This window comes from Janthinobacterium sp. PAMC25594 (assembly GCF_019443505.1).
GTDB lineage: Bacteria > Pseudomonadota > Gammaproteobacteria > Burkholderiales > Burkholderiaceae_D > Janthinobacterium.
In genome coordinates this window covers 3367124-3393408 of the sequence record NZ_CP080377.1, presented here as the reverse complement: position 1 = coordinate 3393408, position 26285 = coordinate 3367124, and the positions used below count along the sequence as shown (strand labels likewise).

Sequence of the window (26285 nt, the reverse complement as noted above, 5' to 3'; positions counted from 1 at the left end):
CTCCACGGGAGAAGAGGGGATGCGTCATCTTAGCGCCAGTCTTGGCTATTTAAAACAGCCAATAAGTGCTATCTTGAAGCTACCAATTCAAGAGCCTTCCCCGCCATGCCAGCTTCCCACCTGAACCAGATCATCGCCGCCTTGCCGCTGCAGCGCGGCGCCATCGAGCCGCTGTTCCGCCAGCTGTATGCGGCCATCAAGGCCGCCATCCTCGATGGCCGCATGAGTCCCGGCATGCAGCTGCCGCCCACGCGCGACTTTTGCCGCCTGCTGGCCGTGTCGCGCCAGACGGTGCTCAATGCGTATGCGCTGCTGACGGCGGAAGGCTATCTCGATGGCGCCGTGGGGCGCGGCACCTTTGTCAGCCGCGACGTTCCGTTGTCCGTGCCTTTGGCCGCGCCGGCCGGCAAGTTGGATGCGCCCGGCCTGCTGCGGCCCCTGTCGGCGCGCGGGCAGGGCGTGGTGGCGGCCATGCGCCAGGTGGCGTTCCACCGGGGCCCGCTGCGCGCTTTCCGCGTCGGCATGCCGCGCATCGACCATTTTCCATTTGACGTGTGGAACCGCCTGGAAGCGCGGCGCTGGCGCCGGCCCGACCACCAGTTCGGCTACAGCGACCCGGCCGGCTACCTGCCGCTGCGCGAGCTGCTGTGCGTGTACCTGAAGGCGTCGCGCGGCGTCCAGTGCACGCCGCAGCAGATCGTCATCACCTCCGGTTCGCAGCAGGCGCTGTTCATGCTCTCGACTATTCTGCTGGCACCGGGCGACGCTGTGTGGATGGAGTCGCCCGGCTACCGGGGCGCCAGCGGCCCCTTGCGCGCGGCCGGCGCGCGCGTCTTTCCCGTGCCCGTCGATGCGCAGGGACTGGACGTGGCGTATGGCGTGGCGCACTGTCCGCAGGCGAAGCTGGCCTATGTGACGCCGTCGCACCAGATGCCGCTGGGCGTGAGCATGAGCCTGCCTCGCCGCCTGGCCCTGCTGGCCTGGGCCGCGCAGCACAAGGCGTGGCTGGTGGAAGACGATTACGACAGCGAATACCGCTATACGGGCGCGCCGCTGGCGTCGCTGCAAAGCCTGGACCGCGCTGGCTGCGTGGTCTACGTGGGTACCTTGTCGAAAGTGCTGTTCCCCGGCCTGCGCCTCGGTTACATGGTGGCGCCGCCCGCGCTGGCCGAAGCGCTGGTGCAAGCCAAGGCCGTGATGGACCGCCACACGGCCATCGTGCCGCAGATGGCGCTGGCGGACTTCATCGCCGAGGGCCACTTTGGCCGGCATATCCGCCGCACGCGCGACAGCAATGCCGAGCGGCGCGACCTGCTGGTGCGCGGCCTGGCGCACGAACTAGGCGACCAGCTCGCGTGCGGCCCGGCCGACAGCGGCCTGGAATTGTGCGCGTATTTTCGCGGCGGCCATGATGAAGAAACGGTGTCGCGCGCGGGGCTGGAGCGTGGCATCGAACTGCGCCCTCTGGGGCACTATGCCGACCCTGACGCCGGTGCCGCCTGCGCCACGCCGCCCGGGCTGTTATTGGGCTTTGCCGCCATTCCCCCGGCAGAGATGGCGCACGGCTTGCAGGAACTGGGGCGCCTGCTGCGCGGCCGATAAACTATACTGGTGCTTGCCTGCACACGAAGAATCCGACCATGACCACCATCCGCTGCTCCTGGGCCAATCCGGCCAATCCCCGCTACCTTGATTACCACGATACGGAGTGGGGCGTTCCCTGCCACGACGAGCGCCGACTGTTCGAGATGCTGAACCTGGAAGGCGCGCAGGCTGGCCTGAGCTGGGAAACCATTTTGAATAAACGCGACACCTACCGCGCCGCTTTCGATGACTGGGACGCGGAGAAGATCGCCGCGTATGGCCCGGAGAAGGTGGCGCAGCTGCTGGCGGACCCCGGCATCGTGCGCAACCGCCTGAAGGTGGCGGCCGCCATCACGAATGCGCAAGCCTATTTGCGCCTGCGCGCGCAAGGCCAGACCCTGGACAGCTTTTTGTGGGCGTATGTCGATGGCCAACCCATCGTCAATAGCTGGCAGCCGGGCGCATTCCCCGCCAAGACGGCCTTGTCCGACACATTGTCGAAAGACTTGCTCAAGCTGGGCTTCAAGTTCGTCGGCTCGACCATCGTCTACGCCTACATGCAGGGTATCGGCATGGTCAACGACCATGCGCCGACCTGCTTTTGCCGCGCGGGGCATTGATGCGCCGCGCGCTGGTCCTGCTCGACACGGATTTTGACGGCGCCCGTTTGCGCGCCGCCTGTGCGGCGCATGGCGGACGGCGCCTGCATTACATCGCGCTGGCGCCGCGTCCCGTCGATGCCAGCCACTTGCCCGAGCAGTGGCGCGCACAGTGGCCGCTTTGCGTGCCGGGCCTGCACCGCATGGTCTCGCACGACGGCCTCGTCACGCTCGATGTGCTGATCGGCGAACCCGATGCCTGCCTGGCGCAATTGTCGGCGCGTGTCGATGAAGTGCTGCTGGCCTGGGTGCCTGCCGCCATGGCGGTGCTGGCGCGCCTGATGGTCGATGGCGGCCAGCTGCATGCGGTGCACCTGGACGAGGCACAGCGCGCGGCGCTGCAACAGAATGGTTTTGTCTTCGACGAAAGCCGCTTGCGCGCCGTGTTCTATGCGCGGCGCGCAGAGCACGTGGCCGTCACCGCGCCCGAGCGGCGCGCCATCGTCATCGGCGCGGGCGTGGCCGGCGCGGCCGCCTGTGAGCGGCTGGCCGCGCGCGGCTGGAAGGTGACCCTGATTGAACGCCACGCGCAGCCGGCCGGCGAGGCGTCGGGCAACCTGGCGGGCATCTTCATGCCGCTGATGTCGAAGGATGACAATATCCCCACGCGCCTGGTGCGCGCCGCCTACCTGTACTCGCTGAACCGCTGGAAAGACCTGGGCGGCATCGGTGCCGCCATCGAGGGTGCGCAAAGCGGCGTGCTGCACCTGGCGCGCGACGGCGCGCATGCGCAGGTGCAGCGGCAGATCGCCGCCAGCGGCCTGTATCCGCGCGAATTCGCCCGCTGGCTGGAAGCGCCCGAAGCGAGCGCCATGCTGGGCGCGCCGGCGCCCGATGGCGCCTGGTGGTTCGCACAGGGCGGCTGGGCGCGTCCATCCTCCGTCTGCGCGGCCATGCTGGACGCCTGCGGCGCCTTGCTCACGCGGCGCTTCTCCAGCAGCGCCCTGCGCCTGGAACGTGGCGACGGCGAATGGCTGGTGCGCGATGCGGACGGTGCCCTGATCGCGGCGGCACCCACCGTCATCCTGGCGACGGGCACGGGAGCAGTCGATTTTGAGCAGGCGGCCGGTCTGCCGCTGGACGCCGTGCGCGGCCAGGTCACGCACCTGGCCGAAGGCAGCTTGCCATCGCTGCCGTTCGTCGTCTGCCGCGAAGCCTACATGACGCCGGCGCACCAGGGCATCGTCTGCGTGGGCGCCAGCTACGACGCGGACACGGACGCCAAGCTGCGCCCATCGAACCAGGAAGACAATATCGCGAAGATCGCCGCCATCCTTGGCGTGACCCCGTTTGAGGCGCCGCTGGCCGGGCGCACGGGCTTTCGCTGCATGGCAGCGGACCGCCTGCCGCTGGCGGGCGCCTTGCCCGATCCCGGCGTGCCAGGCCGCTGCGAGCGCCTGCGCAACGTGCCGCGCTGGCCCGGCCTGTTTGGTTTGCTCGGTTACGCTTCGCGCGGCCTGATCTGGGCGCCGCTGGCGGCCGAGCTGTTGGCTTGCCAGCTGGAGGGGGAGCCGTTGCCGCTGGAGCGTCAACTGGCAGAGGCGCTTGATCCTGCCCGGTTTTTACTGCGCGAGCGCCGCCGGAACGCCTGAAAAAGTCCATGGCGTTGTTGTCGTGCCTCGCCGTACATTCGTACTGTCTTTGGCACTCCGCCTAGCCCTGGGCATTTTCAGACGTTCCACACCTTGATTTCTCCATATACGTTTTTCAGCTTTCCAAACTCTTTTTAATTTGTTTTCCGAACAACATAAGTTCGCTACAGTGGACTCGTGCTGGTTTTTGACGACGGAATAAAGAGGTGGAACGATGGCTGCTGCAGAACTGATTTTCGATCCCCGCGCCGCGCACGGCGAGGCGGCGTTTGACGAAGTACTCCATCTCGCGCGCGCCCAGGCGCAGGCCCAGGGCTTGCCGTATGCGGGCATCGTCAGCGCGCAGGATGCATGGCAGCTGGTGCAGGCTGGCAAAGCCGTACTGGTCGACGTGCGCACCAACGAGGAACGCACTTTCGTCGGCTACGTGCCCGCCTCGCTGCACGTGGCGTGGGCCACCGGCACGTCCATGAACCGCAATCCCCGCTTTACGCGCGAACTGGAAGCGAAGGTGGGCGGCAAGGATGCCGTCGTGGTGTTGCTGTGCCGCAGCGGCAAGCGCTCGGCCCTGGCCGCCGAAGCGGCCGCCAAGGCCGGTTTCACGCACGTCTTCAATATCGCGCAAGGCTTCGAGGGCGACCTCGACGAACAGCAGCAGCGTGGCCACAGCGGCGGCTGGCGCTGGCATGCGCTGCCCTGGCTGCAAGATTAAATCTCTTTCCGGGACCACCATGAACCAGCGAGCCCTTCCCCCCGCCTCCCTTGCCGCGCAGCCGCAATGGGAACTGCGCCAGATCGTCGATGAATTGCGCGCCGTGCGCGCACAGTGGCGCGAAGGATTGGCCAGCAACCAGGAGTGCGGCGCGCGCGAATTCCCGTCACGCCAGCATTTGCACGATATCATCAAAGCCCTGTGCGCGGCCCTGTTCCCCATGCGCCTGGGACCCCTCGACCTGCAGCAGGAGAGCGAAGATTTCTTTGTCGGCCACACGCTCGACACGACGCTCACGGGATTGCACGAACAGGTGCGGCGCGAACTCAGTTACCACGCGCGCCAGCACGGCTTGCAGCAGACGGTCTCCATCGAACAGCAGGCGCTGGCCATCGTGCAGCGCTTCGCCCGCGCGCTGCCGCGCATCCGCGCCCAGCTCGACACGGACGTGGCGGCCGCCTTCCATGGCGACCCGGCCGCGCACAGCGTAGATGAAGTGCTGCTGTGCTATCCGGGCATCCTGGCCATCATCCATTACCGCCTGGCGCATACCCTGTATGCACTGGGCGCGCCGCTGGTGGCGCGCATCATTGCCGAGGTGGCCCATTCGCAGACGGGCATCGACATCCACCCGGGCGCCATCATCGGCAGCGGCTTTTTCATCGACCATGGCACGGGCGTGGTGATCGGCGAGACGGCCATCATCGGCGAAAGGGTGCGCATTTATCAAGCCGTCACCCTGGGCGCCAAGCGCTTTCCCGCCGGCGCCGACGGTGTGCTGAAAAAGGGACTGGCGCGCCACCCCATCTTGCAGGACGACGTGGTCATCTACGCGGGTGCGACGATCCTGGGACGGGTGACCATCGGCCAGGGTTCCGTCATCGGCGGCAATGTCTGGCTGACCCGCAGCGTGGCGCCCGGCAGCCATGTCACGCAAGCGCACAACCAGCAGGAAGCAGCGGACTTGCCTGCGCCATCCCCCCCGCTTTTGCCCACCACCCATGAGGACAGCATGTTGATCAAACAGTTTGGACTGGCCGTGCGCCAGTTGCGCGAAGGGCGTGGCTGGTCGCAGGAGCGGCTGGCCGAAGCGGCCGACTTGAACCGCTCGTTCATCGGCGAAATCGAACGGGGCGCCGCCACGCCGTCGCTGCTGACGGTGGAAAAGCTGGCCGTCGCGCTGGGCGTCGGCCTGGCGGGATTGATGGCCCGCTGCGAACCGGAGCTGGTGGATTAAAAACGGGTAAAACGCTTAACAAAACCGTAGCGAGCGGCAGTGAGTTGTGGCCGAGAAGCGCAGCTGTGCGAATGCACAGTGAGCATCGCAGGCTGCAAATCGCGACGCGTAGTAGGTTTGGTTAAGCGTGTTTTGATGGCGATAGCATGTTGAGGGAAGAGGGGAGACATCCGATACTTTATTTGTTTTTCAGATAAGCATATTCACTTTTCTCATCAGGAGTAGTCATGGCAGAAGCAACAGAGAACCAGTTCGCGCTGGGCGATAACGCCGCGCGCCAGCTGGCCAATGCAAGCAAGAGCGTCCCCCAGTTATCCACGATCACGCCGCGCTGGCTTGTGCACCTGCTGCAATGGCTGCCCGTGGAAGCGGGTATCTACCGCCTCAATCGCGTGAAAAATCCGAAGGATGTGCGCGTGGCGTGCTCGCAGCGCGACGAGTCGGAACTGCCGCAAACCTTCGTCGACTACGACGACCAGCCGCGCGAGTATTTTCTCAATGCCGTCAGCACGGTGCTCGACGTGCATACGCGCGTATCGGACCTGTACAGCAGCCCGCACGACCAGATCAAGGAGCAGCTGCGCCTGACCATCGAAACGATCAAGGAGCGCCAGGAAAGCGAACTGATCAACAATCCCGACTACGGCCTGCTGGCCAGCGTGCACGACGACCAGCGCATCTTTACCCTGACGGGCGCGCCCACGCCGGACGACCTCGACGAACTGCTGACGAAAGTGTGGAAGGAACCGGGCTTTTTCCTCGCGCACCCGCTGGCGATTGCCGCCTTTGGCCGCGAATGCACGCGCCGCGGCGTGCCGCCACCGACCGTCAGCCTGTTTGGTTCGCAGTTTTTGACGTGGCGCGGCGTGCCGCTGGTGCCGTCCGACAAACTGCCCATCGAAGACGGCAAGACGAAGATCATTTTGCTGCGCGCGGGCGAACAGCGGCAAGGCGTGATCGGCCTGTTCCAGCCTGGCCTGGCGGGCGAACAAAGCCCGGGGCTGTCCGTGCGCTTCATGGGCATCAACCGCCACGCGATTTCGTCCTATCTGATTTCGCTGTATTGCTCGCTGGCCGTGCTGACCGACGATGCGCTGGCCGTACTGGAAGACGTGGAGATCGGTAAATACCATGACTACCCAGACACCTACAAGTGATGGCGCGGCGGCCCTGTCGCCGTCGTCCCTTTTGCCCGACGAAGCGACCCTGAACCGCCTGGCCGGTGAATTCTTTGCCCGTTTGCCGGGCTTGGACAAGTCGCCCAGCCTTGGCGGTTCCGGCAGCGTGCTCGATGCGGTGCCCCGCTACGTGAACCGTCCGCCGCCGCAGCCCGGCCCTTCGTTCGCCGCCATCGCCCCCGGCGTGGCGACGGCGCAAGTGCCGCCCGTGACGGCGCCCCTGGAGTCGCCGATTGCGCCGGCGCCGGCTTCCGTGCCGACGCCACGGCTGTCCGCCCTCGGTGCGCCGTCGCCCTACTATTTTGTCGGCGGCGCGCATGGCTATCCCGCATCGCACGACAAGCTCGATGGCCTGGCGCAGCAGGGACTGGGGCAAGCCGCTCCTGACGACCTGCGAGGACTGTTTGCCACGCCGCAGCGCGCGCCCACGCGCCAGCTGCCCGTATCGCCATCTGACAGCCAGCCCGCGTTCTATTTCCAGACCGAGCTGCCTGCGCGGCAGCAAGGGCATGGCCAAACCCCCGCGCCATTCGACGTGCATGCCGTGCGGCGCGATTTTCCCGTGTTGCTTGAGCGCGTCAACGGCAAGCCTTTGGTGTGGTTCGACAATGCGGCCACCACGCACAAGCCGCAATCGGTGATCGACCGCATATCGTATTTCTATGCGCACGAGAATTCGAACATCCACCGTGCTGCCCACGCATTGGCGGCGCGCGCCAGCAATGCGTACGAGGCCGCGCGCGCCAAGGTCGCCCATTTCCTTGGCGCTGCTTCGCCCAATGAAATCATCTTCGTGCGCGGCGCCACGGAAGGCATCAATCTGGTCGCCAATACCTTCGGCCGAAAATATATCGGCAGCGGCGACGAGATCATCGTGTCGCAATTGGAGCACCACGCCAATATCGTGCCGTGGCAGCAGCTGGCGGCGGAAAAGGGCGCGACACTGCGCGTGATTCCCGTCGACGACAGCGGCCAGATCATCGTCGACGAGTTCCGCAAGCTGCTCAACGGGCGCACCAAACTGGTGTCCGTGACGCAGGTGTCGAATGCGCTGGGGACGGTGACGCCCGTGGCGCAGATCATCGCGCTGGCGCATGCGGCCGGCGTGCGCGTGCTGGTCGATGGGGCGCAAGCCGTGTCGCACCTGCGCGTGGACGTGCAGGCGCTCGGTGCGGATTTCTATGTGTTTTCGGGACATAAAGTGTTCGGCCCGACGGGCATCGGCGCCGTGTATGGCAAGGCGGACTTGCTGGAGCAATTGCCGCCATGGCAAGGCGGCGGCAACATGATCGCCGACGTGACGTTCGAGCGCACCGTCTACCAGGGCGTACCGAACCGTTTCGAGGCGGGCACGGGCAATATCGCCGATGCCGTGGGCCTGGGCGCGGCCATCGATTACGTGCAGCGCATCGGCCTGGAGAATATCGCCGCCTACGAGCACGCGCTGCTGGAATACGCCACGCACCATCTGCAGGCGATTGCCGGCGTGCGCCTGATCGGCACGGCGCTGGACAAGGCCAGCGTGGCTTCTTTTGTGCTGGCCGGCTACGAGCCGGCGGAAGTGGGGCGCGCCCTGAACGACGAGGGCATCGCCGTGCGCTCGGGCCACCACTGCGCCCAGCCGATCTTGCGCCGCTTCGGCGTGGAAGCGACGGTGCGGCCATCGTTCGCCTTCTACAACACGTATGAGGAAATCGACCGGCTGATCGCTGTGGTGCGCCGCCTGGCGGGTGCCCGGCGCTGATATTGTCGCCTTGTCATGCGAATGCCGCCCCGGCGCCAGCGGGGGCGGCATTGTTGCGTCAGGTCACGGACTTTGCGCGCGCCTGGCTGGCGTCCGCAGGCTGGCGGTATAATTTATCCTTGGCAATATTCAAGCTGCGGCCCCAAGGAGATATCCGGTGGAAAATCAACACAGCTCGCCCGAGCTTTTCCTGTTCCTGGCGTCGACCGTGCACGACATGAAAAACTCGATCAGCGTGGTCAGCGGCACTTTGGAGTCGCTGCTGGCGGCCGAGCAGGCGAAGGAAGCCCCCCAGGCCGACCCCGCCTACCTGCAGATGGCGCAGATGCTGTACCAGACCAAGCGACTCAACGATAACCTGATCCAGCTGCTGGCCCTGTACAAGGAAGTGGGCAAGCCCGGCTACCCCTTCGACGTGCAGCCGCAACTGGTGAGCCAGGTCATCGACCAGGTGGTGGACCAGGAAAAGATCCTGCTGGCCTCGAAAGGCATCCGCCTGGAGACGGCTTGCCCGGCCGAGCTGATCTGGACCATCGATGAAGACCTGGTCATCGGCGTGCTGGCGCATGCCATCAACAACGCCATCCGCTACACGAAGGACACGATCCGCCTGTCGGTGCAGGAGCACGACGATATGCTCGAGCTGCGCGTGGAAGACAATGGCGACGGCTACTCGCAGGCGCTGCTCGACGCGGGCAGCGCGGCCATGGATGGCATGGCGGCCGGCGTGAACTTTTCCACCAACAGCACGGGACTGGGCCTGTATTTCTCCAGCGAAGTGGCGAAGATGCACAAGCACCGGGGCAATAGCGGCAGCATCGCCCTGGAAAATGGCGGCGCGTTGGGCGGCGGCTGTTTCATCCTGCGCCTGCCCTGAACGAGGATGCCATGACGACAGACAGCCACGCCACCGCCGCCGAAGCGGGCAGCACCGACTGGGCCGACAAGCATTATCTGCTGGTCGACGACTTCATCGGCATCCGCATCCTGCTGCGCGAATCCTTGCGCAACCTGGGTGCGCGCCATATCGACCAGGCGGCCAGCGGCGGCGAAGCCATGAAGCTGCTGGCCAAGACGCGCTATGACGTGGTGCTGTGCGATTACAACCTGGGCGAAGGCAAGAATGGCCAGCAAGTGCTGGAAGAGACGCGCGTGCGCAACCTGACGGCGCCATCGAGCGTATGGCTGATGGTGTCGGCCGAAAAAAGCGTGGAATCGGTGATGGGCGCGGCCGAGCACCAGCCCGACGCCTACCTGATCAAGCCGATCACGGAAGGCGTGCTGCTGACGCGGCTGAACCGCGTGTGGCACAAGAAGCAGGTGTTCCGCGAAATCGACCAGGCCTGCATGGAAAAGGATTATTTGCGCGCGGCCAGATTGTGCGACGCGCAGATCGAGCTCAACAAGCTGCACGCGCTGGAATTGCTGCGCATGAAGGCATCGTTGCTGCTGAAAAGCGGCGAGCCGGAAAAGGCCCGCGCCGTGTACGAAAAAGTGCTGGCCGAGCGCGATTACAGCTGGGCCAGGGCGGGCCTGGGCAAGATCCGCATGAATAACGGCGAGCACGAGGCGGCGCGGCAGATCTTCCAGGGCGTGATCGTCGAAAACAAGTATTACATCGATGCCTATGATCAGATGGCCGTCGCTTACCAGCTGATGGGTCAGCACGAGGAAGCGTGCGGCGTACTGGAAAAGGCGGCGCGCCTGTCGCCCAATTCCGTGCCGCGCCAGCGCAATCTGGGGCTGGCGGCGTTAAAGATCGGCAATGTCAGCATGGCGGAAAAGGCTTTTCGCAAATGTATTTCCATCGGTGAATTTTCCGTCATGAAGACGCCCGATGCCTATCTGGGCCTGGCGCGCGTGTGCGGACTGAAGAAGGATGCCAAGGAGGCGCTGCAATGGCTGTTGCTGGCGCAGCGTGAATTCCCGCCCGAGCAAATCGGTTTGCGCGCGAAGATCACGGAAGGCATGGTGCACCACGAAACGGGCGATTACCGGCGCGCGCGCAAGTGCGGCGACGAACTCGAAGCCATGCTGGCGGAAGACCCGGCGCGGCCCGAAAAAAGTATCTGCATGGAACTGGCGACCCTGCTGTTCGCCGTCGGCGTCAAGGACGCGCCGGCCGGCCTGCTGTGCTACGTGGTGAAGAACAATCACGACAACCAGGTGGTGCAGGACGAGGTGCAAAAGATCTTCGACAAGGCGAAGATGGGCGACGAAGGGACCAGCCTGATCATCGCTGCGCGCAAGGAAGCGTCGGATTTGATGAACAAGGGCGTCCTGCTATGGAAGACGGACAAGCTCAACGAGGCGGTCGCCTGGATGCGCGCGGCACGCGAAAAACTGCCGAACAACCTGCGCATCCTGTTCAATTCCGCGCAAATCATCGTGTCTTTCCTGGAGCAGCGCGGTTACCAGGCGGAATTGGCGGCCGAAGCCATGGAAGTGTTGTTGTATGTAGACAAAATTGCACCGGGACAGCAGCGCTTTGCGCAATTGATGGAGCAACTGGTGCAGCTGACGCCGCCGCCCGGGCCGGAACAGGCCGTCGATGTGCCGGAAAAAACGCCGCCGGCGCCGGAAAAAGGGGGAAAATCCGTGCGCGAGCGTGCCGGATGATAAACTAGGGGCCAGCGTGGGTTCGCCCGTGCTTGAGTTGCTTTACAACAATAAGGAAGAAACTATGCGTGATGTGGTCAATGAAGTGTACAAAAAAATGAAGGTCGGCAGTATTGCCTGGGTACGCCCGGTCGCCGCCAAGGGAGACACGCTGGAAACATTCCAGTCTTCGTACGAGCACGCCAAGGCGCTGGCCGACGAAGGCCTGATCACGATCGGTGACGTAAAACGCCAGGCCGACAACATGATCGAGGCGATCCGCATTCATCGTATCGCCTGATCATATCGCTGGCTTGCAGTGCTAGGCCTTGCCTGGTGCTTTAGCCTTGGGCGCTGCGCGTTTCGCGGGCGCCTTGCGCAGCGGGGCCTTGGCCTTGGCTGCCGTGCCTGCCTCGGCAGGTTTGGCCGGCTTGCTGGCCGCTGGCTTGGCTTTGCTTACGCTGCCAAAGCTGGCCGCTGCCGCACTGGCAGCATCGGGCGACATTGCCGTCGACACCGCCTGCTTGAACTGATCTTGTAACAAATTCCACCAAGCACTTGGATTGGCCAACTGGGCTGCTGCCTGGTTGCCGGCATCGTCGGGCGCCGCCGCAGCGGGTTCCGGCGCGGGTGCAGGTGCGGGCGCCGGTTTTGGCGCTGGCGCCGCAGGTGTTGCCTGCTGGAAAAACGCGGAAGCGTAGGGCACCGATTCAAAGACGGTTTTCTCGCTGGCGCCTGGCTGGGTGATGGCCGCCGCCAGTGAAGCACCCATCGATTTCAGGGTGGCGATGGTGCCGCGCTGTACTTCCAGCGCCTGGATACTGCCGCGCAGCATGCTGGTATTGAGGTTCAGCCATGCTTCGACGGCTTTCAGGTCGCTGATTTTCTTGTCCAGCTCTTCCACCGACATGGTGGGCGCCGTGATGCCGGGCATGCCCATGCCGGGCACGCTCATGCTGCCCCACAGGTTCTTGACGAAGTCGAGGGTATCGGTCACAACTGCTGCGCCCGGTATTTGGGGCATTTGCGGATTTGCCATGCGAAATCTCCTGGTAGGTGGATGTCCCTAGCGTAGCAGATATCAGCTTGCAACTGACGCAACGCTGCCAACATTTTCTTACATAAAACATCAGGAGTTGAGCACGGGCAAGACGCGGGAAGTGGGGCGGAAGCGTTACACTACAGCCTATGATGCCAGACTCCTTCTTTTCGCCGCCGCGCCGCCGTACCGTCATCTTTGTCGCGGTCATCGGCGCACTGCATTACGTGGCGTTGGAATGGCTCACCTCGCATGCCCGCATGGTACCGCTGGGACAGAATCATGCGCAGGTGGTCAGCATGGCCTTGATCGCCGAGCCGCCCAGGCCCCTGCCAGTGGTGCCACCGCCGCCCGAGCTCCCCATGCCCAAGCCCAGGCCGCCACCACCGCCGCCGCCGACGGAACTGGCGTCGAGCGAAACGCCCCAGTGGACGGCGCCCGCCAGCGATGTGCCGGAAGGCCCTGCCACGTCCGAGCCGGCCGCAGTGGCTGCCCCGGCCATCACGGCGCCCGTGCCCGCCGTGGCGGCCGCGCCCGCGCCAGCTGCCGCGCCGCCACCACCGGCCGTCGAGCAGGCACGGCACTACAAGACGAATGTGCCTGCCTCGGCCCAGTTCGACTTGCACGTGGACCGGCGCGATGCCGACGGTACCAAGTGGCAGGGCGTGGCCGCCATGGCGTGGGAGAACAAAGGCGATACCTACCAGCTGAAACTGGAAGTGGGCTTGAGCATGCTGATCACGCGTATCAACCTGCTGGTGCTGACCAGCGAGGGGGTGATCGATGGCAGCGGCATCGTGCCTGTCACGGCCACGGAAAAACGCAAGGGCCGCGCGCAAACGGCCATGCATTTCAACCGCGACGCCAAGGCCATCACGTTTTCGGCCACGACGGCCACGGTTCCATGGCAGGAGGGGGCGCAGGACAAGGCCACCGTGCCGTTCCAGCTGGCCGCCATCGGCCGCGCCGACGTCAACCAGCTGGCCGGCAATATCGACATCCTCGTCGGCGAGGAAAAGGAAGCGACCGTGTTCCGCTTCCAGCTGGTGGGCGAAGAAGAACTCGAGACCAAAATGGGCCGTCTGGTGACCTGGCATCTGCGCCGGCCACCGAAGCCCGGCAGCTATTCGTCGCAGCTCGATATCTGGCTGGCGCCGTCCATGCAATGGTATCCGGTACAAATACGCAATACCGAGGCGAGCGGGGCTTTGACCACGCAAACCGTGACCCAAATTCGCGTCAATGACGCTACAGGAAAATAAATGATGACTTTGACTACTTTTAAACGCGCTGTGCTGGCCAGCTTGCTGGCCGCCACCCTGACTCCCGCCATGGCCGACGCGCCCGTGGAGCATCCCGTCATCAAGCGCCCCTACAAGCTGGCGCCATCGGCTGACCTCGTCTATTCGATCAAGGCGAAACAGCGCGGCATTGCGCTGTCCGGCGAATCGGTCAGCAACTGGCGCGTGGGCGACGGCAAGTATTCGCTGCTGGCCGAAACCAAGGCGGCCCTGTTCGGCAAGATCCTGGAACAGCGCAGCGAAGGTACGGTGGACGATTACGGCCTGGCGCCTTCTCAATTCGTGGAAAAACGTTTCCGCAAGGAAGCGGCCACCACCACGTTCAAGCGCGACAGCAAGACCATCGTCTTCAGCGAGGGCGATGACAGCTATCCGCTGAAAGGCGGTGAGCAGGACCGCAACAGCACCGTCTGGCAACTGGTCAGCGTGGCGCGCGCCACGCCCGAGAAATTCACGCCCGGTTCGGAATGGAGCTTTTTCGTTGCCGGCCGCCACGATGCCGAGCCGTGGACCTTCAAGGTCGTCAAGGATGACAAGGTCGCCACCGGCCTGGGCGAAGTGGCTGCCATCCACCTGGTCAAGGCGCCGCCGCCGGACAAGAAGGGCCAGCAAGTGGACCTGTGGCTGGCGCCGTCGCTGGAATGGTATCCAGTGAAGGTAACGTTCGCCGATGAAGACGGTGATTATGTCGAGCAGACCTTGCAAAAGATCGTCAAGAAGTAAGCGCTTGCTGTTGTTGTGGGGTCAGACCCGCCGGGTCTGACCCCAGCCTTTCATGGGTTTTCGCCATCAGGAGTCTTAATACGCAGGCGCCAGCGTTGCGCGGCGTCCGCAGCGCCCCCTGCCGCACGCTAAATTGCATGTCAGAACTGATATACTGACGCCCCCGCCCCGCAGCGCTGCGTTAGCCCGCTGCGCCGCCCGCTGAACACTCATCCGGAAAAGAATGATTGATATAATGGCAAGTGCAGCCGTGGCTACGGATGCACATCAGACAGAGCAAGAGCATCACGATTCCTTGCAGGCGCATTTCCAGCCCAATATTTCGGCCGACGAGATCGAGCAGGTATTTCACTTGAAGCGGGCGCAGCCTTTGCTGCAAGTGTTTACGGCCCTGTTTCATGGCGGTTTCGATGGCGTGCTGGTGCGTCTGCTGGTGTTGCGCGAGCTGGCGTCCGATGCGGCCACGTCCGCCTATACGCGCGCTGATATCAACACCAAGCTGGCCTATTTATTGCCGGAAAGCCTGGAAACGGTCTTGCTGCGCCTGCGCTCGAACCAGTTGCTGGCCTGGGATGCGCAGCAGGGCGTGTACCGCGTCACGCCCATGGCGCGCAACGTGCTGTCCGCCATCGACAGCTTGCTGGGCCTGGGCCAGACGGAAGACGAAGCGGAAATGGGCTTTCTGCTGTCGCAGGTGGCTGGTGCGCAAGCCGTCGGCGGCGTATCCGTTGAACAACTCCAGCATTTGCTGGGCCGGCTGGTGGATTTGACGGAAGAGTTCTCCGACGCGATCGCTTCCGGTTCCGAATTCCGGCTGCGCACGGCGCAAGCGAAGTGGAACATGGCCTGCGACTGGGTGGAAAAGGGTTCCGAGATTCTCGTGGCGATTACCTCCGATGAAAACGCGGACAGCGCCACGCACAAGGCGGCGCAGGCGATCGGCCGCGCGCAAAGCAAATTGCTGAACATGCAAGGCATGTTTTCACGCGCGCTGAACCAGATCGAGCGCCAGCGCGTGCACCTGGGCCAGTCGGGCCTGTCGACCACGGACATCAAGCGCTGGCTCTTGCTGCATGAAGACCTGGCCAGCCTGGCCGAGGGCGCCATCGACCAGCCCGTCGTGCCCTTGTTCTCCACGCCGGCCGAAATGATCGACGTGGCCGAAACGGAACTGCTGTCCGAACGGGCGGCAGGTGTCATCAACACGGGCCTGCCCAGCGGAGAGGACGCGCCCACCACCATCAGCGACGGTCCCGCCATGCAGCTTGAACTCGATGACTTGCTCGAACGCCTGTCGAACTTTGCCAGCCTGGGCAATTTCCCCAGCATCGGCGAAGAAGGGCCGAAATCGGTGCCCGTGCAGGATTCGCTGCTGCCGGCCAGCTTTGCCGTGGCCTCGTACCGCGCCTCGATGCTGCCGCTGCTCGGTGATGTCTCCGAAGCGAGCTTGCAAGGCTCGACGGCCGAACTGGCCCGTTTGCCGATCACCTTTACACCGACCGACGAGATGGTCCAGCTGACCGACCCCCACGTGGCGGCCATGTCGATCGCCTCGCTTTCACTGAATGTTTCACTTGATTTAGATAGCGGCACAGCCGATGAATGACGATTCCCAAATCCTGATTGCGCGCCTGCTCACGCATCAAACCCTGCGCCGCGACGACAAGCTCGTCAAGCGCGTGCTGTCCGACGAGCTGTTCCGCGCCGAAATCGATGCGCGCCTGCTGGCCTGCGGCTTGAAACTGCTCGACAACGTGTATGCCGACCACGTGACCTTGGCCCTGACGCGTACCATCGAGCCGAAGATTTTCGGCGCGCGCGACGTGTGGCAAAACAATAATTTCGGCCTGGCGCGCGATGGCGTAGCCTTGCTGGTGGTGCTGTGGGCGCAGATCATCCTGCCCAAGCGCGAACGCCAGGAAACGCACCAGCACGCGGACGACGATCAAAATGATATGTTCGGCACGGAAAAACCGCTGCCGCGCGCGGAAGACGCGTCGATCGGCATTTCCTACAAGGCGCTGCTGTCGGACTTCGGCGACAAGCTGGGCAAGAAGACGCGCATGGATATGAACCTGGGCACCCTGGCCAAGCTGGGCTTCATCGAGCGGCGCGGCGATTTCATCCTGGAAGGCCCGCTGCTGGACCTGATGATGGATACCGACGTCTTGAAAGAGCGCATCATCAACGGCGCCCTGGCCGACGTGTTCAAGCGCGCCCCGGCGCGCCTGGTGGCCGTCGACCCGGATGCCGACCTGGCAGACGACCTGTCCGCCGACATCGGCGACTTGCCAGACGCGGGCGACGAGCCTGCGTCCGACCTCCCTCACTGAAAGCGCCCATGTTTCATATCAAATCACTTGAACTGGTGCACTGGGATTACTGGCAGCGCATCAAGAATATTCCGCTCGACGCAAAGATCATCACCATCGCGGGGCAGAACGGCTCGGGCAAGACCACCTTGCTCGACGCCTTGCGCACCCTGTTCGGCCTCGATTGCTCGATGGGGCGCACGTATAAACACTATGCGCGCCACTCGGGCCAGCAGACGGCCTGGCTGCGCGCCGTGGTCGACAACAAGAACGTGGGCAAGCAGCTGTCGAACCGCCCGTTCCGCAGTTCCGGCTTCTTCAGCGACGATGAAGTGACCCTGTTTTGCCAGATCCAGAAGAATGGCGGCGACTGGAAGCGCCAGTATCTGATGCGTCCAGGCAATGTGCAGATCGAGGACATCACGGACGCCAACGACTGGCTGGGCGTGGAAAACTACCGCAAGCGCCTGGCCAATGCGGGCCTGTCGCCCGCCATGTCGAAAGTGCTGGCGCTGGAGCAGGGCGAGACGGACAAATTGTGCGAATACGCGCCGCGCCAGTTGCTCGACCTGGTGTTCCAGGTGTTTGGCGACAAGGAAGTGCTGGACGCCTACGACGAAGCCAAGCGCCACCAGCGCGATACGGAAGTGGAGCTGAAACGCTTCGAAACGGAACTGGAAGCGTCGAAGACCAATCTGGAAGGCTTGCGCCTGCGCGTGGCCAATTACCATCAGTGGGAAGGGCTGCATAAAGAGCGCCGCAACCTGCTGGAAGAAGTGCTGCCCAGCTTGCAGTACCACGAGGCGCGCGAAAAAGCCGCCATCGCCAGCCGGCAATTGCGCGATGCGCGCAAACCGATGGCGCAGGCGGATCAGCAGCTGACCGATAAACGCAATGCGCTGGCTGCGCAGGCGAAGGCCCTGTCCGACGCGCAGATGAACGAAACTCTGCTGGAGCAGGAATCGATCGGCTTGCAGAGTCGCCTATCCCTGATCAATGCAAAACTGAAACCGCTGGACAGCCTGCTGGAGCAGAAAGACCGTTTGCACAAGCTGGCGGCCGACTCGGGCAGCGACATCGCCGAAGTGACGGCCCAGCTGGAGCAGAAGGAAGCGCAATTGCTGCAGCAGCGCCAGCAGCGCGACGCCCTGTCGGCCCGCATCGCGGGCGAGCAGGCAACGATTGCCGCGCTGCAAGGCAAGACGGCCATGCCTGAGCCGGACAATGTGCGTGGCATGCGCCGCGCGCTGCGCGACGCGGGCATTGCACACGCGATGCTGTCCGACATCGTCGAAGTGACGGACAGCCGCTGGCAGGGCGCCGTCGAAGGTATCTTGGGCGGTTACGCCTCCGTCGTCTTGCTCGACAAGGCCAAGGATGCGGCCGCCGCCTACCGTCTGGCCGAGAAGGAGCGCTATCGCCACTTCATCGTGCCCGAGCTGGTCACGGCGCCTGACGCGAAAGACGAGAGCTTGCTGGCGGTGGTGAAATTTTCCGCGCCCGTGCCCAGCTGGCTGATCGAGCAGTTGTCGCGCATCGCGCGCGTCGATTCCGTCGAAGCCGGTTTCAAGTTGGGCAACCATGAGGAATGGATCACGCCCGAGGCGTATCACCGCGAACGCCGTGGCGGCCGTTCCTTGTTCGTGGAAGCGTCGCGCTACCGCTTCGGCCAGGCTGGCCGCAGCGGCCGCCTGGAAGCGCTGCTGCGCTCGCTGCCGGGCCTGGAAGGACAGGAAGATACGCTGACCCTGGCGATCTCGAAACTGGCGGCGGAAGTGGGCGCGTTGAAGGCGCGCATCGCCGGCGTCGACGCGGCCAAGGAACTCAGTGCACGCCAGGAAGAGTTCGCCGAAGCGCTGCGCAATTCGAAGCCGCTCAAGGAAGAGCGCCTGGAAGTGGGTGGCCGTTTGGGCGAGTTGCAAAACCTGACAAAAAACGCCACCGTGGCGCGCACGCGTGCCGATACCGTGTGGCAAAACGCACGCCTGGCTTTGTCCGAAGCGGAAGCGGGATCGCGCCTCGGCTACAAGAAACAGATTGAACAGCGCGCCGAGCATGCGCGCGCCTTGCTGGCCCTGCGCCATGCGTGGCGCCACCTGCCGAAAAGCTGGCGTCGGCCCGCGCGCCGCGCGGCCCTCGTCGCCGAGCACCAGAATGCGCATCAGGTCGACTTGCGCGTGGCCAGCCTGCAAAACAGCCTGGCGCGCGACGACTGGGAACTCGACGCCACCGTCATCGACCAGCATCACCGCCTGTCGGACCAGCTGCATGGCCGCCAGTCGGAAACGGACGAGCGCCGCTACCAGAACAACCGCGCCATCGAAGCGACGGGCAACGCCCGCGGCGCCTACATGGAGCGCTTGCGCTACACCATCAAGACCTACAGCAAGAACATCAAGGAGCTGGGCGAACTGGCCGGCATCGAAGTGCATGCCGACCCCGTGCGCCTGGAAAACGATGACGTGCAGTTGTCGCAGGCGGGCTTGCACGTGCGTTTTAAATTCGACGGCAAGGGCGTGATCGGCATGAACGATGGCGAAGCGTCGGGTGGCCAGCAGGTGATGAAGTCGCTGGTGTTGCTGATCGGCTTGCTGAAATCGGAAGACGGTTCCGGCGGCTTCGTCTTCATCGACGAACCGTTTGCCCACCTCGATATCCGCAACATTCAATTGGTCGGCGAGTTCCTGAAGAATACGCAAGCGCAATACCTGATGACGACGCCGTTGACGCACAACACGGATGTCTACGATCCCTCGGAACTGACTTTGATCACGAGCAAAAAGAAAAAGGATAGCCAATGGGCGCAACCGATTTTCGTGCTGCAGCGCCGGGTCGAGCCCGTAGCGGGCAAGGTGGCATGATGCGCCGTTTGCTGCTGTCGGCCGCGCTGGCGCTGGCGTTCTCGGTGTCAGCGATGGCCAATGACGGCATCGGTTCGGTCAGTGCCGGCGGCATTATCGTCGGCAAGACCGACGCCGTGGCCATGAAAAAGGAAGTGCTGACGGTCAGCACGGACCTGATCAGGGTCGAGTACGAGTTCCTCAACGAATCGACAAACGATGTGGAAGAGACGATCATCTTCCCGCTGCCCGCCTACCAGGCCGGCTACCACCAGTCGCCCACGTACTATGGCCAGCCGCGGCAGTTCTCGATCGAGGTCGACGGCAAGCGCAAGGATTACCAGACCGTGCTGCTCGCCAAACTCGACGGCCGTGACGTGACGGCGCGCCTGGCGCAGCTGGGCCTGTCGGATGCGCAAGTCGCTTATTTCCCGTCATTCAGCCCGTTCGAAAAAAAGGTGGCGCCCTTGAGCGCCGCGCAGAAAAAAGCCATGATCGCCGACGGCTTGCTGGCCAAGCTGTCCGAAGACGAAGAATGGGTGCCGGCCTGGTCCGTGACGGTGGTCTACCAGTGGCAGCAGAAATTTCCTGCCGGTAAAGTCGTGCGCGTGCGCCATCAATATGCACCGTTCGTCGCGGCCGGCCCCGGCGCTTCCTACCTGGGCGATGGCAATACATTTGAAAAGAAATACTGCGGCGACAAGGCCTTCTACAAGACGTGGAACCGCCTGGTGGCACAACAGGGCGAGGGCGGCTTCGTCAATGCCAAGTGGGTCTCGTACATCCTCAAGACGGGCAATACCTGGAAGAATGGCATCGAGGACTTTACCCTGAACCTGGTCAAGGGCAAGCCGGACGAGCTGGTCAGCCTGTGCTTCCCCGGCACGTTTACCAAGATCAATCCCACCACCTTGCAAGTCAAGCTGCGCAATTTCCGCCCGCAGCAGGATCTGAACGTGTATTTCGGCAATGTCGAGGGTGGCAGCGAGAATACGGGCGAGGCGCCTGCGCTGCGTACCAATTACTTGCTGAAGAAATAGAAAGACAGCGCCATGCCCACTCCGATTCTCGCCCGCCGTCTGCGTAGCCTGTTCTTGGGCGCGCTGCTTGCCGCGCCTGCAGCCTGGGCCGACAGCCATACCGATTTCCAGCAAGCCAGCGGCCAGCTGGAAGCGCTGATGGCCAAGGCGACGCCGCAAAGCGGCTTGCCGCGCCTGGGCGACCCCGAGGTGGCGCAGCTGTTTGCGCAGATCGCCGAGCGCCCGCGCCTGTTCCAGGCGCCCGTCGCGGCGCTGCAGGACATGAACCAGAGCGTGGCCGTGTGCGAGCAGGCCATGCGGCTGGGAAAAACATACTATGCGTTTGGCCTCTCATGGCCTTTGCCGCTGTCCGGCGCTGAGCTGCTGCAGGCGCGCAAGGACCAGATGACGCGGAACCTGGCCAATTATGGCGATGAAATGAGCACCTTGTTTGCCTTTGGCATGCATTGTCATGGCCATGTGATCGGGCTGATGGAGCAGGAATTCAGTGCCCAGCCAGCGGATGCGGTGAGCGGAACCGAGCGCATGCGCGCGCGCGCCTTCAGCAAGGGTTCGACCGCCCTGTATGCTGGCGTGGTGCAGTTCGTGCAAGGGCCGTTCTGGAGCGTGGCGCAAAAGAAGCGGATGCTGGAAGCGGCGGCGCAGCACGCCACAGCGAATGCCAATCTGATGGCGCTGCCGTTGCGCGAGCGCCTGCCGACCAGCCTGGCCGATGCGGACAAGGATCTCGATCCCGCCCTGGCGCCGGCGCTGGCGACGATACGCCAGGCACTGGCGGTGACGACGTGTACCGGCCTGTGCCAGTACTACTGACTGATCTGACTTACTCGGGCGCCTGCAGCGGCTTGTTGCGCTGGCGCCAGCGCACCAGGCCCCACGCATACACGGCGTAGTAGCCGATGACGAGGCCGTAGGCGGCCATCGTCAGCGCGCTCTGGCCGAACGGCGGCGGCGGCACTGGCACGGCCTCGCGCGTGTTCATATAGATTTCCATGCCGCGGTACAGCAATCTGGCGATGAACAGCATCGTGATGGCCAGGCCCAGGTAGCGGTGCTGGGTAAAGAAGAAATCTTTTCCGACTTGCTCGAAGCGCGTCAGCTTCAAGCCCAGCACGCCCAGCCAGCCACCGGCCAGCGCGCCCGCGCCCAGGCTGGACAGGGGCAGGATGTCGAATTTCGTCGTCGTCGCCAGGAATAGCAGCAGCGCGGGAAACGCGATCGCCACGCTCCAGTGGCGCCACAGCTGCGACTTCTGGCGCGCCACCAGTTTCTTCAGGCGCGAATAAATGCGCCAGACCAGCAGCGGGACCAGTAACAGCAGGGCGAGGGTGGTGGTTTCCATGTAGGCAATCGGGTGCGGGTAAAACAGCGATTGTAAGCGAGATGGGGACGGGCGGCGATGCTTGTCAAACGGTAAAAGTTGCTGGTTGACATTTACATGGCATGAACGCACTATGCCTTGTCACAATGCGCCGCCATGAGCGGTGCATTCGCTTGTTGTCGCCACCTTCATACACTGGAGTTCCATGTCTACTCGTTTGCCTTTGCTGCCCATCACTGTCGGCCTGTTGGCCTCGTCCTCCCTGGCCATGGCGCAAGATAGCGCTTATCAAGCCCCGCCAGCGCCCCTGCAAGCCATCGTCGATGCGCCGCGCGCGCCGACCCTGAGCCTGAGCCCGAAACGCAACCTGGCGGCCGTGCTGCCCACGCCATCCTTGCCCGGCATTAGCGAAGTGGCACAGCCGGAACTGAAGCTGGCCGGTTTGCGCATCAATCCGCGCACCTATTCGGCCAGCCGCTTCAGCTTCCACACGGGACTGGGATTGCTCGACATCGATACGCAGAAGGAGATCAAGGTCAGCGGCTTGCCCGCCTCGCCCCGCATCGCCGACCTGGCCTGGTCGCCCGACCAGCGCTACCTGGCGTTTACGCATGTCGCCTATGCCGATCCCGCCAAGGGCGTGAAGGATGCGGGCGTGCAATTGTGGCTGCTCGACGTGCAGACGAAAGCGGCGCGCAAGCTGGCCAGCGCGCCCCTGTCGACCGTGTATGGCCGTGGTTTTTCCTGGATGCCGGACAGCAAGACCCTGCTGGTGCAGCTGAAGCCGGTCAAGCTGGGCGCGGCACCCGTGGCCAACGGCATCCCGACGGGTCCGTCCATCCAGGACAGCGTGCCGGGCGGTGGCGTCAAGCAATTGCGCACCTATCCCGACCTGTTGAAGAACGAACAGGATGCGCAGCTGTTCGAACACTACATCACCGTGCAGCTGGCCTTGCTGGACGTGACGGGCAAGCAGCGCCTGGTGGGCCAGCCGGGCCAGTTCTCGCGCGTGTCGGCCTCGCCCGATGGCAAGCATCTGTTGACGACCAGCATCGTGCGTCCGTATTCGTACATCGTCCCGGCGCATGACTTTGCCCACAAGATCGACGTGCGCGACCTGAATGGCAAGGTGGAGCACGCGGTGGCGGCCTTGCCGCTGGAGGAAGGGCTGCCGCCAGGCAATGATGCCGTGTCCGCCGGCGTGCGCTCCGTCAACTGGCGCGTCGATGCGCCCGCTACTTTGGTGTGGGCCGAAGCGCAGGATGGCGGCGATCCTGCCAAGACGGTCGAGATCCGCGACATCGTCTACACGCAGGCGGCGCCGTTCACTGCCAAGCCCGCCGTGTTGGCCAGGCTCGGCTCGCGCTACGCGGGCGTGGCCTGGGGCCGTGGTGACCTGGCCCTGCTCAGCGAAGCGTGGTACAAGACGCGCGCCGTCAAGCAGTGGAAGATTTCGCCAGATCAACCTTCCACGCCGGCCGACCTCGTGTATGCGGGATCCTTCGAAGACCGCTACAACGATCCGGGCCAGCCCGTCATGCGCGCAGATGCGGCTGGCTTGCCGCGCCTGCTCATCGCCTTTGATAACTCCATCCTGCTCGATGGCCAGGGCGCCTCGAAGGATGGCGACCGCCCGTTCATCGACCGTCTGAACCTGGCGACAAAACAGAAGGAGCGCCTGTTCCAGAGCGCCGCGCCCTACTATGAAAACGTAGTGGCCGTGCTGGACGAGGACGGCAGCCGTTTGCTGTCGACGCGCGAATCGCCGACCGAGCAGCCGAATTACTTTGTGCGCAACCTGAAACAGCAGGGCGCCGCGCAATTGACGGCCCTCACGCACTTCCCCCATCCGCTGCCGCAATTGAAGGACGTGCAGAAAGAGCTGATCCGCTACAAGCGCGCCGACGGCGTGGACCTGACGGCGACATTGATGCTGCCGCCGAACTACGACGTCAAGCGCGACGGCCCGCTGCCGACCCTGATGTGGGCGTATCCGCAGGAATTCAAGACGGCCAGCGCGGCCAGCCAGACCAAGGGTTCGCCGTACAAATTCAACGCCGTCAGCTACTGGGGCCCGGCCGCCTTCCTGTCCATGGGCTACGCCGTGCTCGACAATCCATCGTTCCCCATCGTCGGCAACGGCGAGCAGGAACCGAACGACACCTATCTGCCGCAGCTGGTGGCCGATGCCGAAGCGGCCGTCGATGAAGTGGTGCGCCGGGGTGTGTCCGACCGCAACCGCATCGCCATCGGCGGCCACTCGTATGGTGCCTTCATGACGGGCAACTTGCTGGCGCATACGCGGCTGTTCCGCGCCGGCATCGCCCGCAGCGGCGCCTACAACCGCACCCTGACGCCGTTCGGCTTCCAGGCGGAAGAGCGTTCGTTCTGGCAGGCGCCGGCCGTCTACCAGGCCATGTCGCCGTTCAACTATGCGGACAAGATCAAGGATGCGCTCTTGATGATCCATGGCGAGCAGGACAACAACTCGGGCACCTTCCCCATCCAGAGCGAGCGCATGTTCCAGGCCGTCAAGGGACTGGGCGGCACGGCGCGCCTGGTGATGCTGCCGAACGAGAGCCATGGCTACCGCGCGCGCGAATCGATCATGCAGATGCTGTATGAAAGCAACAACTGGCTGGAGAAATATGTGAAGAACGCCCCGCCGCCGGCCGCCGACGTCAAGCCTGCAGCGAAATAAGGGGCGCGCAGGGCAGGTGGCGCATCTCTCGTGGTATGGTCTTCTTTTGTCTGCAGGGAGGCTAGCCATGACCGTCATCCACGCCCACCGCGCGCCCGACCCGGCGCCTGTCGATGAACCCATGCCGGCACCGGAGCCGCAAGAAGCGCCCGGGCACCATCCGGGGCCCGTGCATCCGGTGCCGCAGGACGATCCCGTGCCGCACCCGCATCCCAGTTAACCTCGTCAAGAAAGGCTGTTTCAGATGGCAATTGTCAAGGAAGTCTACACACGCAAAGTCAGCGGAGAATCGTTTGACTATGAACTCGATTACACCCAGGGCGCGGACGTGGCCTGGATTGCGCGCGTGTACCACGACGGCGTGCTGAAAGGCTCGCCGCACGGCGCGCTGACGGCCAACGTGCTGTCCGGCCCCGCGCTGGAACAATACCTGCGCGCGTATGTCGAAGGCATGATCGAGCGGGGGCTCGACGTGGCCGAGTAAGCTGTTTGCGGTAGAGCAAAGAAAAGGGCGCCGAGGCGCCCTTTGTTGTTTCTGGTGGTGTCGGATTACGCGTATGCACATGGGCCGTAGATACTGTTATCCCCGTCAAGCGGCATGCAAGGCCGGATCAAATATTTTTCCCGACCTGAGCACACCAAATGCCACATGCACCAGCTTGCGCATCATGGCGCCGATGATCAGCTTGGGCGCCTTGCCGGCGTCACGCAGGCGCTGACCGAAGCGCTTGCCCCAAGACGTCTTATGGACTGCCACCATGGCCGGCATGTACAGTGCCTTGCGCAGGAAGCTGTGGCCGACCTTCGACATGCGTGGCTTGCCACGCACGCTGGAACCCGACTCGTGCTGGCGCGGGTCGAGTCCCGCAAACGCTACCGCCTGCTTGGCGCTGTCGAAGCGGTCCGGATTGGCATAGTAGGACAGCAGTACCGGAATCGTCCGCTCGCCCAGGCCAGGGATGCTATCGAGCAGTTCGCGCTTGTCGCGTAAATCCGGGTCGTCATCGATATGACGGCGGATCGCCAGGATCAGCGCCTTGATCTCGGCGTCGAGCCAGACAATATGATCCTCGATACCCTGGCGTACCGCCGCGCGCGCGACTTCAAGCCGGTTGCTTTCCTGCAGGCGCATCGCCTGCAGGGCATCCAGGCGCAGCACCAACGCGCGCAGCGATTGCTCGGCGGGCGATGGCGCCAGCCAGGGCTCTGGCTGGCGTTCGTGGGCGAAGTCGGCGATCAGTTGTGCGTCGACCTTGTCGGTCTTGGTGCGCACCAGGCGCGAAGCGCCGAAGGCCTTGATCTGGGCCGGATTGATGACACTGACCACCATGCCAAGTCCAGCGAGATATTCGGCCACCCCTTCCCAATAGGTGCCAGTCGCTTCCATGCACACCCTGGGGTTGCCGGCAGCGTGCTTCAGCAGCCATGCGTTGAGTGCAGTGAATCCTGTGTGGTTGTTCTCGACAACCTTGTTACGATGCTTGCCGTTGGGTAGGCGCAGCGCGCAGTCGAGCTTGGCCTTGGCAACGTCGATTCCTAAATTAAACATGCTGTGTTCCTCTTGCGATCTACCTTGCAAATGCGGGCTAACCGGCATGCCGGTGCCAAAGATACTGTCCGATCTTGACATGGAGGATGGGTAACTGGTGCGAGATCTACGGAGCTGGCTCGGGGCCTAAGGGCGGATACGGCATCCAGTTACCC

Annotated in this window: 23 protein-coding genes and 1 pseudogene; 21 read left to right on the top strand and 3 right to left on the bottom strand. The window is 63.8% G+C overall.

The window, feature by feature from the left end:
* The first annotated feature begins 105 nt into the window (after positions 1–105).
* The 11 genes and pseudogenes from KY494_RS15200 (at position 106) to KY494_RS15155 (ending at position 11605) form a co-directional block, all read left to right on the top strand.
* Positions 106–1602 (top strand): PLP-dependent aminotransferase family protein, encoded by a 1497-nt coding sequence (locus KY494_RS15200; RefSeq protein ID WP_219887398.1) that lies wholly within the window; start codon positions 106–108, stop codon positions 1600–1602.
* Positions 1603–1640: 38 nt separating this feature from the next.
* Positions 1641–2204, top strand: a complete 564-nt coding sequence (locus KY494_RS15195; RefSeq protein ID WP_219887397.1) for a DNA-3-methyladenine glycosylase I — start codon at positions 1641–1643, stop codon at positions 2202–2204.
* Positions 2204–3835, top strand: coding sequence for an FAD-dependent 5-carboxymethylaminomethyl-2-thiouridine(34) oxidoreductase MnmC (gene mnmC, locus KY494_RS15190; RefSeq protein WP_219887396.1), 1632 nt, complete (start codon positions 2204–2206; stop codon positions 3833–3835). Before KY494_RS15195 ends, mnmC begins: the two co-directional genes overlap by 1 nt.
* A gap of 214 nt (positions 3836–4049) precedes the next feature.
* Complete coding sequence (locus tag KY494_RS15185) at positions 4050–4547, top strand: rhodanese-like domain-containing protein (protein ID WP_219887395.1); 498 nt, start codon at positions 4050–4052, stop codon at positions 4545–4547.
* Between the two features lie 19 nt (positions 4548–4566).
* Positions 4567–5502 (top strand): annotated as a pseudogene (epsC, locus tag KY494_RS15180) (serine O-acetyltransferase EpsC); the annotation flags it as partial.
* A 57-nt stretch (positions 5503–5559) separates the two neighbouring features.
* Positions 5560–5784, top strand: coding sequence for a helix-turn-helix domain-containing protein (locus KY494_RS29780; protein WP_258194940.1), 225 nt, complete (start codon positions 5560–5562; stop codon positions 5782–5784).
* Between the two features lie 227 nt (positions 5785–6011).
* Positions 6012–6941 carry a family 2A encapsulin nanocompartment shell protein gene (locus KY494_RS15175; RefSeq protein WP_034784363.1) on the top strand — a complete coding sequence of 310 codons (930 nt, stop codon included), beginning with the start codon at positions 6012–6014 and terminating at the stop codon, positions 6939–6941.
* Positions 6916–8706, top strand: coding sequence for a family 2A encapsulin nanocompartment cargo protein cysteine desulfurase (locus KY494_RS15170; RefSeq protein WP_219887393.1), 1791 nt, complete (start codon positions 6916–6918; stop codon positions 8704–8706). The genes KY494_RS15175 and KY494_RS15170 overlap by 26 nt, the downstream gene beginning before the upstream one ends.
* 157 nt (positions 8707–8863) lie before the next feature.
* Complete coding sequence (locus KY494_RS15165; RefSeq protein ID WP_219887392.1) at positions 8864–9583, top strand: sensor histidine kinase KdpD; 720 nt, start codon at positions 8864–8866, stop codon at positions 9581–9583.
* A gap of 11 nt (positions 9584–9594) precedes the next feature.
* The gene (locus KY494_RS15160; RefSeq protein ID WP_219887391.1) at positions 9595–11325 is read left to right on the top strand and encodes a tetratricopeptide repeat-containing response regulator; all 1731 of its coding nucleotides are present in this window, start codon (positions 9595–9597) and stop codon (positions 11323–11325) included.
* A 16-nt stretch (positions 11326–11341) separates the two neighbouring features.
* Positions 11342–11605: a hypothetical protein gene (locus tag KY494_RS15155; protein WP_225317168.1), complete on the top strand. Its 264-nt coding sequence runs from the start codon at positions 11342–11344 to the stop codon at positions 11603–11605.
* A gap of 21 nt (positions 11606–11626) precedes the next feature.
* Here KY494_RS15155 and KY494_RS15150 read toward each other — a convergent pair whose 3' ends face one another.
* Positions 11627–12343: a PhaM family polyhydroxyalkanoate granule multifunctional regulatory protein gene (locus KY494_RS15150; RefSeq protein WP_219887390.1), complete on the bottom strand. Its 717-nt coding sequence runs from the start codon at positions 12341–12343 to the stop codon at positions 11627–11629.
* A 149-nt stretch (positions 12344–12492) separates the two neighbouring features.
* On the opposite strand from KY494_RS15150, the gene KY494_RS15145 reads away from it, so the two are divergent.
* The 7 genes from KY494_RS15145 to KY494_RS15115 all read left to right on the top strand — a co-directional run bounded on the left by KY494_RS15145 (position 12493) and on the right by KY494_RS15115 (position 21372).
* Positions 12493–13605, top strand: a complete 1113-nt coding sequence (locus tag KY494_RS15145; RefSeq protein ID WP_258194258.1) for a DUF3108 domain-containing protein — start codon at positions 12493–12495, stop codon at positions 13603–13605.
* Positions 13606–14367: a DUF3108 domain-containing protein gene (locus KY494_RS15140; protein WP_375143355.1), complete on the top strand. Its 762-nt coding sequence runs from the start codon at positions 13606–13608 to the stop codon at positions 14365–14367.
* 235 nt (positions 14368–14602) lie between these two features.
* The gene (locus KY494_RS15135; RefSeq protein WP_096233629.1) at positions 14603–15973 is read left to right on the top strand and encodes a hypothetical protein; all 1371 of its coding nucleotides are present in this window, start codon (positions 14603–14605) and stop codon (positions 15971–15973) included.
* On the top strand, positions 15966–16700 hold the full coding sequence (locus KY494_RS15130) for a hypothetical protein (protein WP_219136191.1): 735 nt from the start codon (positions 15966–15968) through the stop codon (positions 16698–16700). Before KY494_RS15135 ends, KY494_RS15130 begins: the two co-directional genes overlap by 8 nt.
* An 8-nt stretch (positions 16701–16708) precedes the next feature.
* Positions 16709–19540 carry an ATP-binding protein gene (locus tag KY494_RS15125; protein ID WP_219887389.1) on the top strand — a complete coding sequence of 944 codons (2832 nt, stop codon included), beginning with the start codon at positions 16709–16711 and terminating at the stop codon, positions 19538–19540.
* Positions 19537–20559: a DUF4424 family protein gene (locus KY494_RS15120; RefSeq protein ID WP_219887388.1), complete on the top strand. Its 1023-nt coding sequence runs from the start codon at positions 19537–19539 to the stop codon at positions 20557–20559. The genes KY494_RS15125 and KY494_RS15120 overlap by 4 nt, the downstream gene beginning before the upstream one ends.
* Before the next feature lie 12 nt (positions 20560–20571).
* Entirely contained in the window at positions 20572–21372 is an 801-nt protein-coding gene (locus tag KY494_RS15115; protein WP_219887387.1) for a hypothetical protein, read from the top strand.
* Positions 21373–21382: 10 nt separating this feature from the next.
* On the opposite strand, the gene KY494_RS15110 is transcribed toward KY494_RS15115, so the two are convergent.
* On the bottom strand, positions 21383–21901 hold the full coding sequence (locus KY494_RS15110; RefSeq protein WP_219887386.1) for a hypothetical protein: 519 nt from the start codon (positions 21899–21901) through the stop codon (positions 21383–21385).
* Between the two features lie 184 nt (positions 21902–22085).
* Here KY494_RS15110 and KY494_RS15105 point away from each other — a divergent pair, with 184 nt between their 5' ends.
* From KY494_RS15105 to KY494_RS15095, 3 genes are all read left to right on the top strand, one after another.
* Positions 22086–24581 (top strand): prolyl oligopeptidase family serine peptidase, encoded by a 2496-nt coding sequence (locus KY494_RS15105; RefSeq protein ID WP_258194257.1) that lies wholly within the window; start codon positions 22086–22088, stop codon positions 24579–24581.
* Positions 24582–24648: 67 nt separating this feature from the next.
* Positions 24649–24801 (top strand): hypothetical protein, encoded by a 153-nt coding sequence (locus tag KY494_RS15100; protein ID WP_219887385.1) that lies wholly within the window; start codon positions 24649–24651, stop codon positions 24799–24801.
* Between the two features lie 24 nt (positions 24802–24825).
* Positions 24826–25065, top strand: a complete 240-nt coding sequence (locus KY494_RS15095; RefSeq protein ID WP_034753464.1) for a hypothetical protein — start codon at positions 24826–24828, stop codon at positions 25063–25065.
* Positions 25066–25170: 105 nt separating this feature from the next.
* Here KY494_RS15095 and KY494_RS15090 read toward each other — a convergent pair whose 3' ends face one another.
* Positions 25171–26178 carry an IS110 family transposase gene (locus KY494_RS15090; protein ID WP_375143353.1) on the bottom strand — a complete coding sequence of 336 codons (1008 nt, stop codon included), beginning with the start codon at positions 26176–26178 and terminating at the stop codon, positions 25171–25173.
* Positions 26179–26285: the final 107 nt, after the last annotated feature.

What these genes read in the sequence shown, in the direction of transcription:
- KY494_RS15200 (WP_219887398.1), top strand. Translation starts at nt 106, where the DNA reads ATGCCAGCTTCCCACCTGAACCAGATCATCGCCGCCTTGCCGCTGCAG.
- KY494_RS15195 (WP_219887397.1), top strand. Translation starts at nt 1,641, where the DNA reads ATGACCACCATCCGCTGCTCCTGGGCCAATCCGGCCAATCCCCGCTAC.
- mnmC (WP_219887396.1), top strand. Translation starts at nt 2,204, where the DNA reads ATGCGCCGCGCGCTGGTCCTGCTCGACACGGATTTTGACGGCGCCCGT.
- KY494_RS15185 (WP_219887395.1), top strand. Translation starts at nt 4,050, where the DNA reads ATGGCTGCTGCAGAACTGATTTTCGATCCCCGCGCCGCGCACGGCGAG.
- KY494_RS29780 (WP_258194940.1), top strand. Translation starts at nt 5,560, where the DNA reads ATGTTGATCAAACAGTTTGGACTGGCCGTGCGCCAGTTGCGCGAAGGG.
- KY494_RS15175 (WP_034784363.1), top strand. Translation starts at nt 6,012, where the DNA reads ATGGCAGAAGCAACAGAGAACCAGTTCGCGCTGGGCGATAACGCCGCG.
- KY494_RS15170 (WP_219887393.1), top strand. Translation starts at nt 6,916, where the DNA reads ATGACTACCCAGACACCTACAAGTGATGGCGCGGCGGCCCTGTCGCCG.
- KY494_RS15160 (WP_219887391.1), top strand. Translation starts at nt 9,595, where the DNA reads ATGACGACAGACAGCCACGCCACCGCCGCCGAAGCGGGCAGCACCGAC.
- KY494_RS15150 (WP_219887390.1), bottom strand. Translation starts at nt 12,343, where the DNA reads ATGGCAAATCCGCAAATGCCCCAAATACCGGGCGCAGCAGTTGTGACC.
- KY494_RS15145 (WP_258194258.1), top strand. Translation starts at nt 12,493, where the DNA reads ATGATGCCAGACTCCTTCTTTTCGCCGCCGCGCCGCCGTACCGTCATC.
- KY494_RS15140 (WP_375143355.1), top strand. Translation starts at nt 13,606, where the DNA reads ATGATGACTTTGACTACTTTTAAACGCGCTGTGCTGGCCAGCTTGCTG.
- KY494_RS15135 (WP_096233629.1), top strand. Translation starts at nt 14,603, where the DNA reads ATGGCAAGTGCAGCCGTGGCTACGGATGCACATCAGACAGAGCAAGAG.
- KY494_RS15130 (WP_219136191.1), top strand. Translation starts at nt 15,966, where the DNA reads ATGAATGACGATTCCCAAATCCTGATTGCGCGCCTGCTCACGCATCAA.
- KY494_RS15125 (WP_219887389.1), top strand. Translation starts at nt 16,709, where the DNA reads ATGTTTCATATCAAATCACTTGAACTGGTGCACTGGGATTACTGGCAG.
- KY494_RS15120 (WP_219887388.1), top strand. Translation starts at nt 19,537, where the DNA reads ATGATGCGCCGTTTGCTGCTGTCGGCCGCGCTGGCGCTGGCGTTCTCG.
- KY494_RS15115 (WP_219887387.1), top strand. Translation starts at nt 20,572, where the DNA reads ATGCCCACTCCGATTCTCGCCCGCCGTCTGCGTAGCCTGTTCTTGGGC.
- KY494_RS15110 (WP_219887386.1), bottom strand. Translation starts at nt 21,901, where the DNA reads ATGGAAACCACCACCCTCGCCCTGCTGTTACTGGTCCCGCTGCTGGTC.
- KY494_RS15105 (WP_258194257.1), top strand. Translation starts at nt 22,086, where the DNA reads ATGTCTACTCGTTTGCCTTTGCTGCCCATCACTGTCGGCCTGTTGGCC.
- KY494_RS15100 (WP_219887385.1), top strand. Translation starts at nt 24,649, where the DNA reads ATGACCGTCATCCACGCCCACCGCGCGCCCGACCCGGCGCCTGTCGAT.
- KY494_RS15095 (WP_034753464.1), top strand. Translation starts at nt 24,826, where the DNA reads ATGGCAATTGTCAAGGAAGTCTACACACGCAAAGTCAGCGGAGAATCG.
- KY494_RS15090 (WP_375143353.1), bottom strand. Translation starts at nt 26,178, where the DNA reads ATGCCGGTTAGCCCGCATTTGCAAGGTAGATCGCAAGAGGAACACAGC.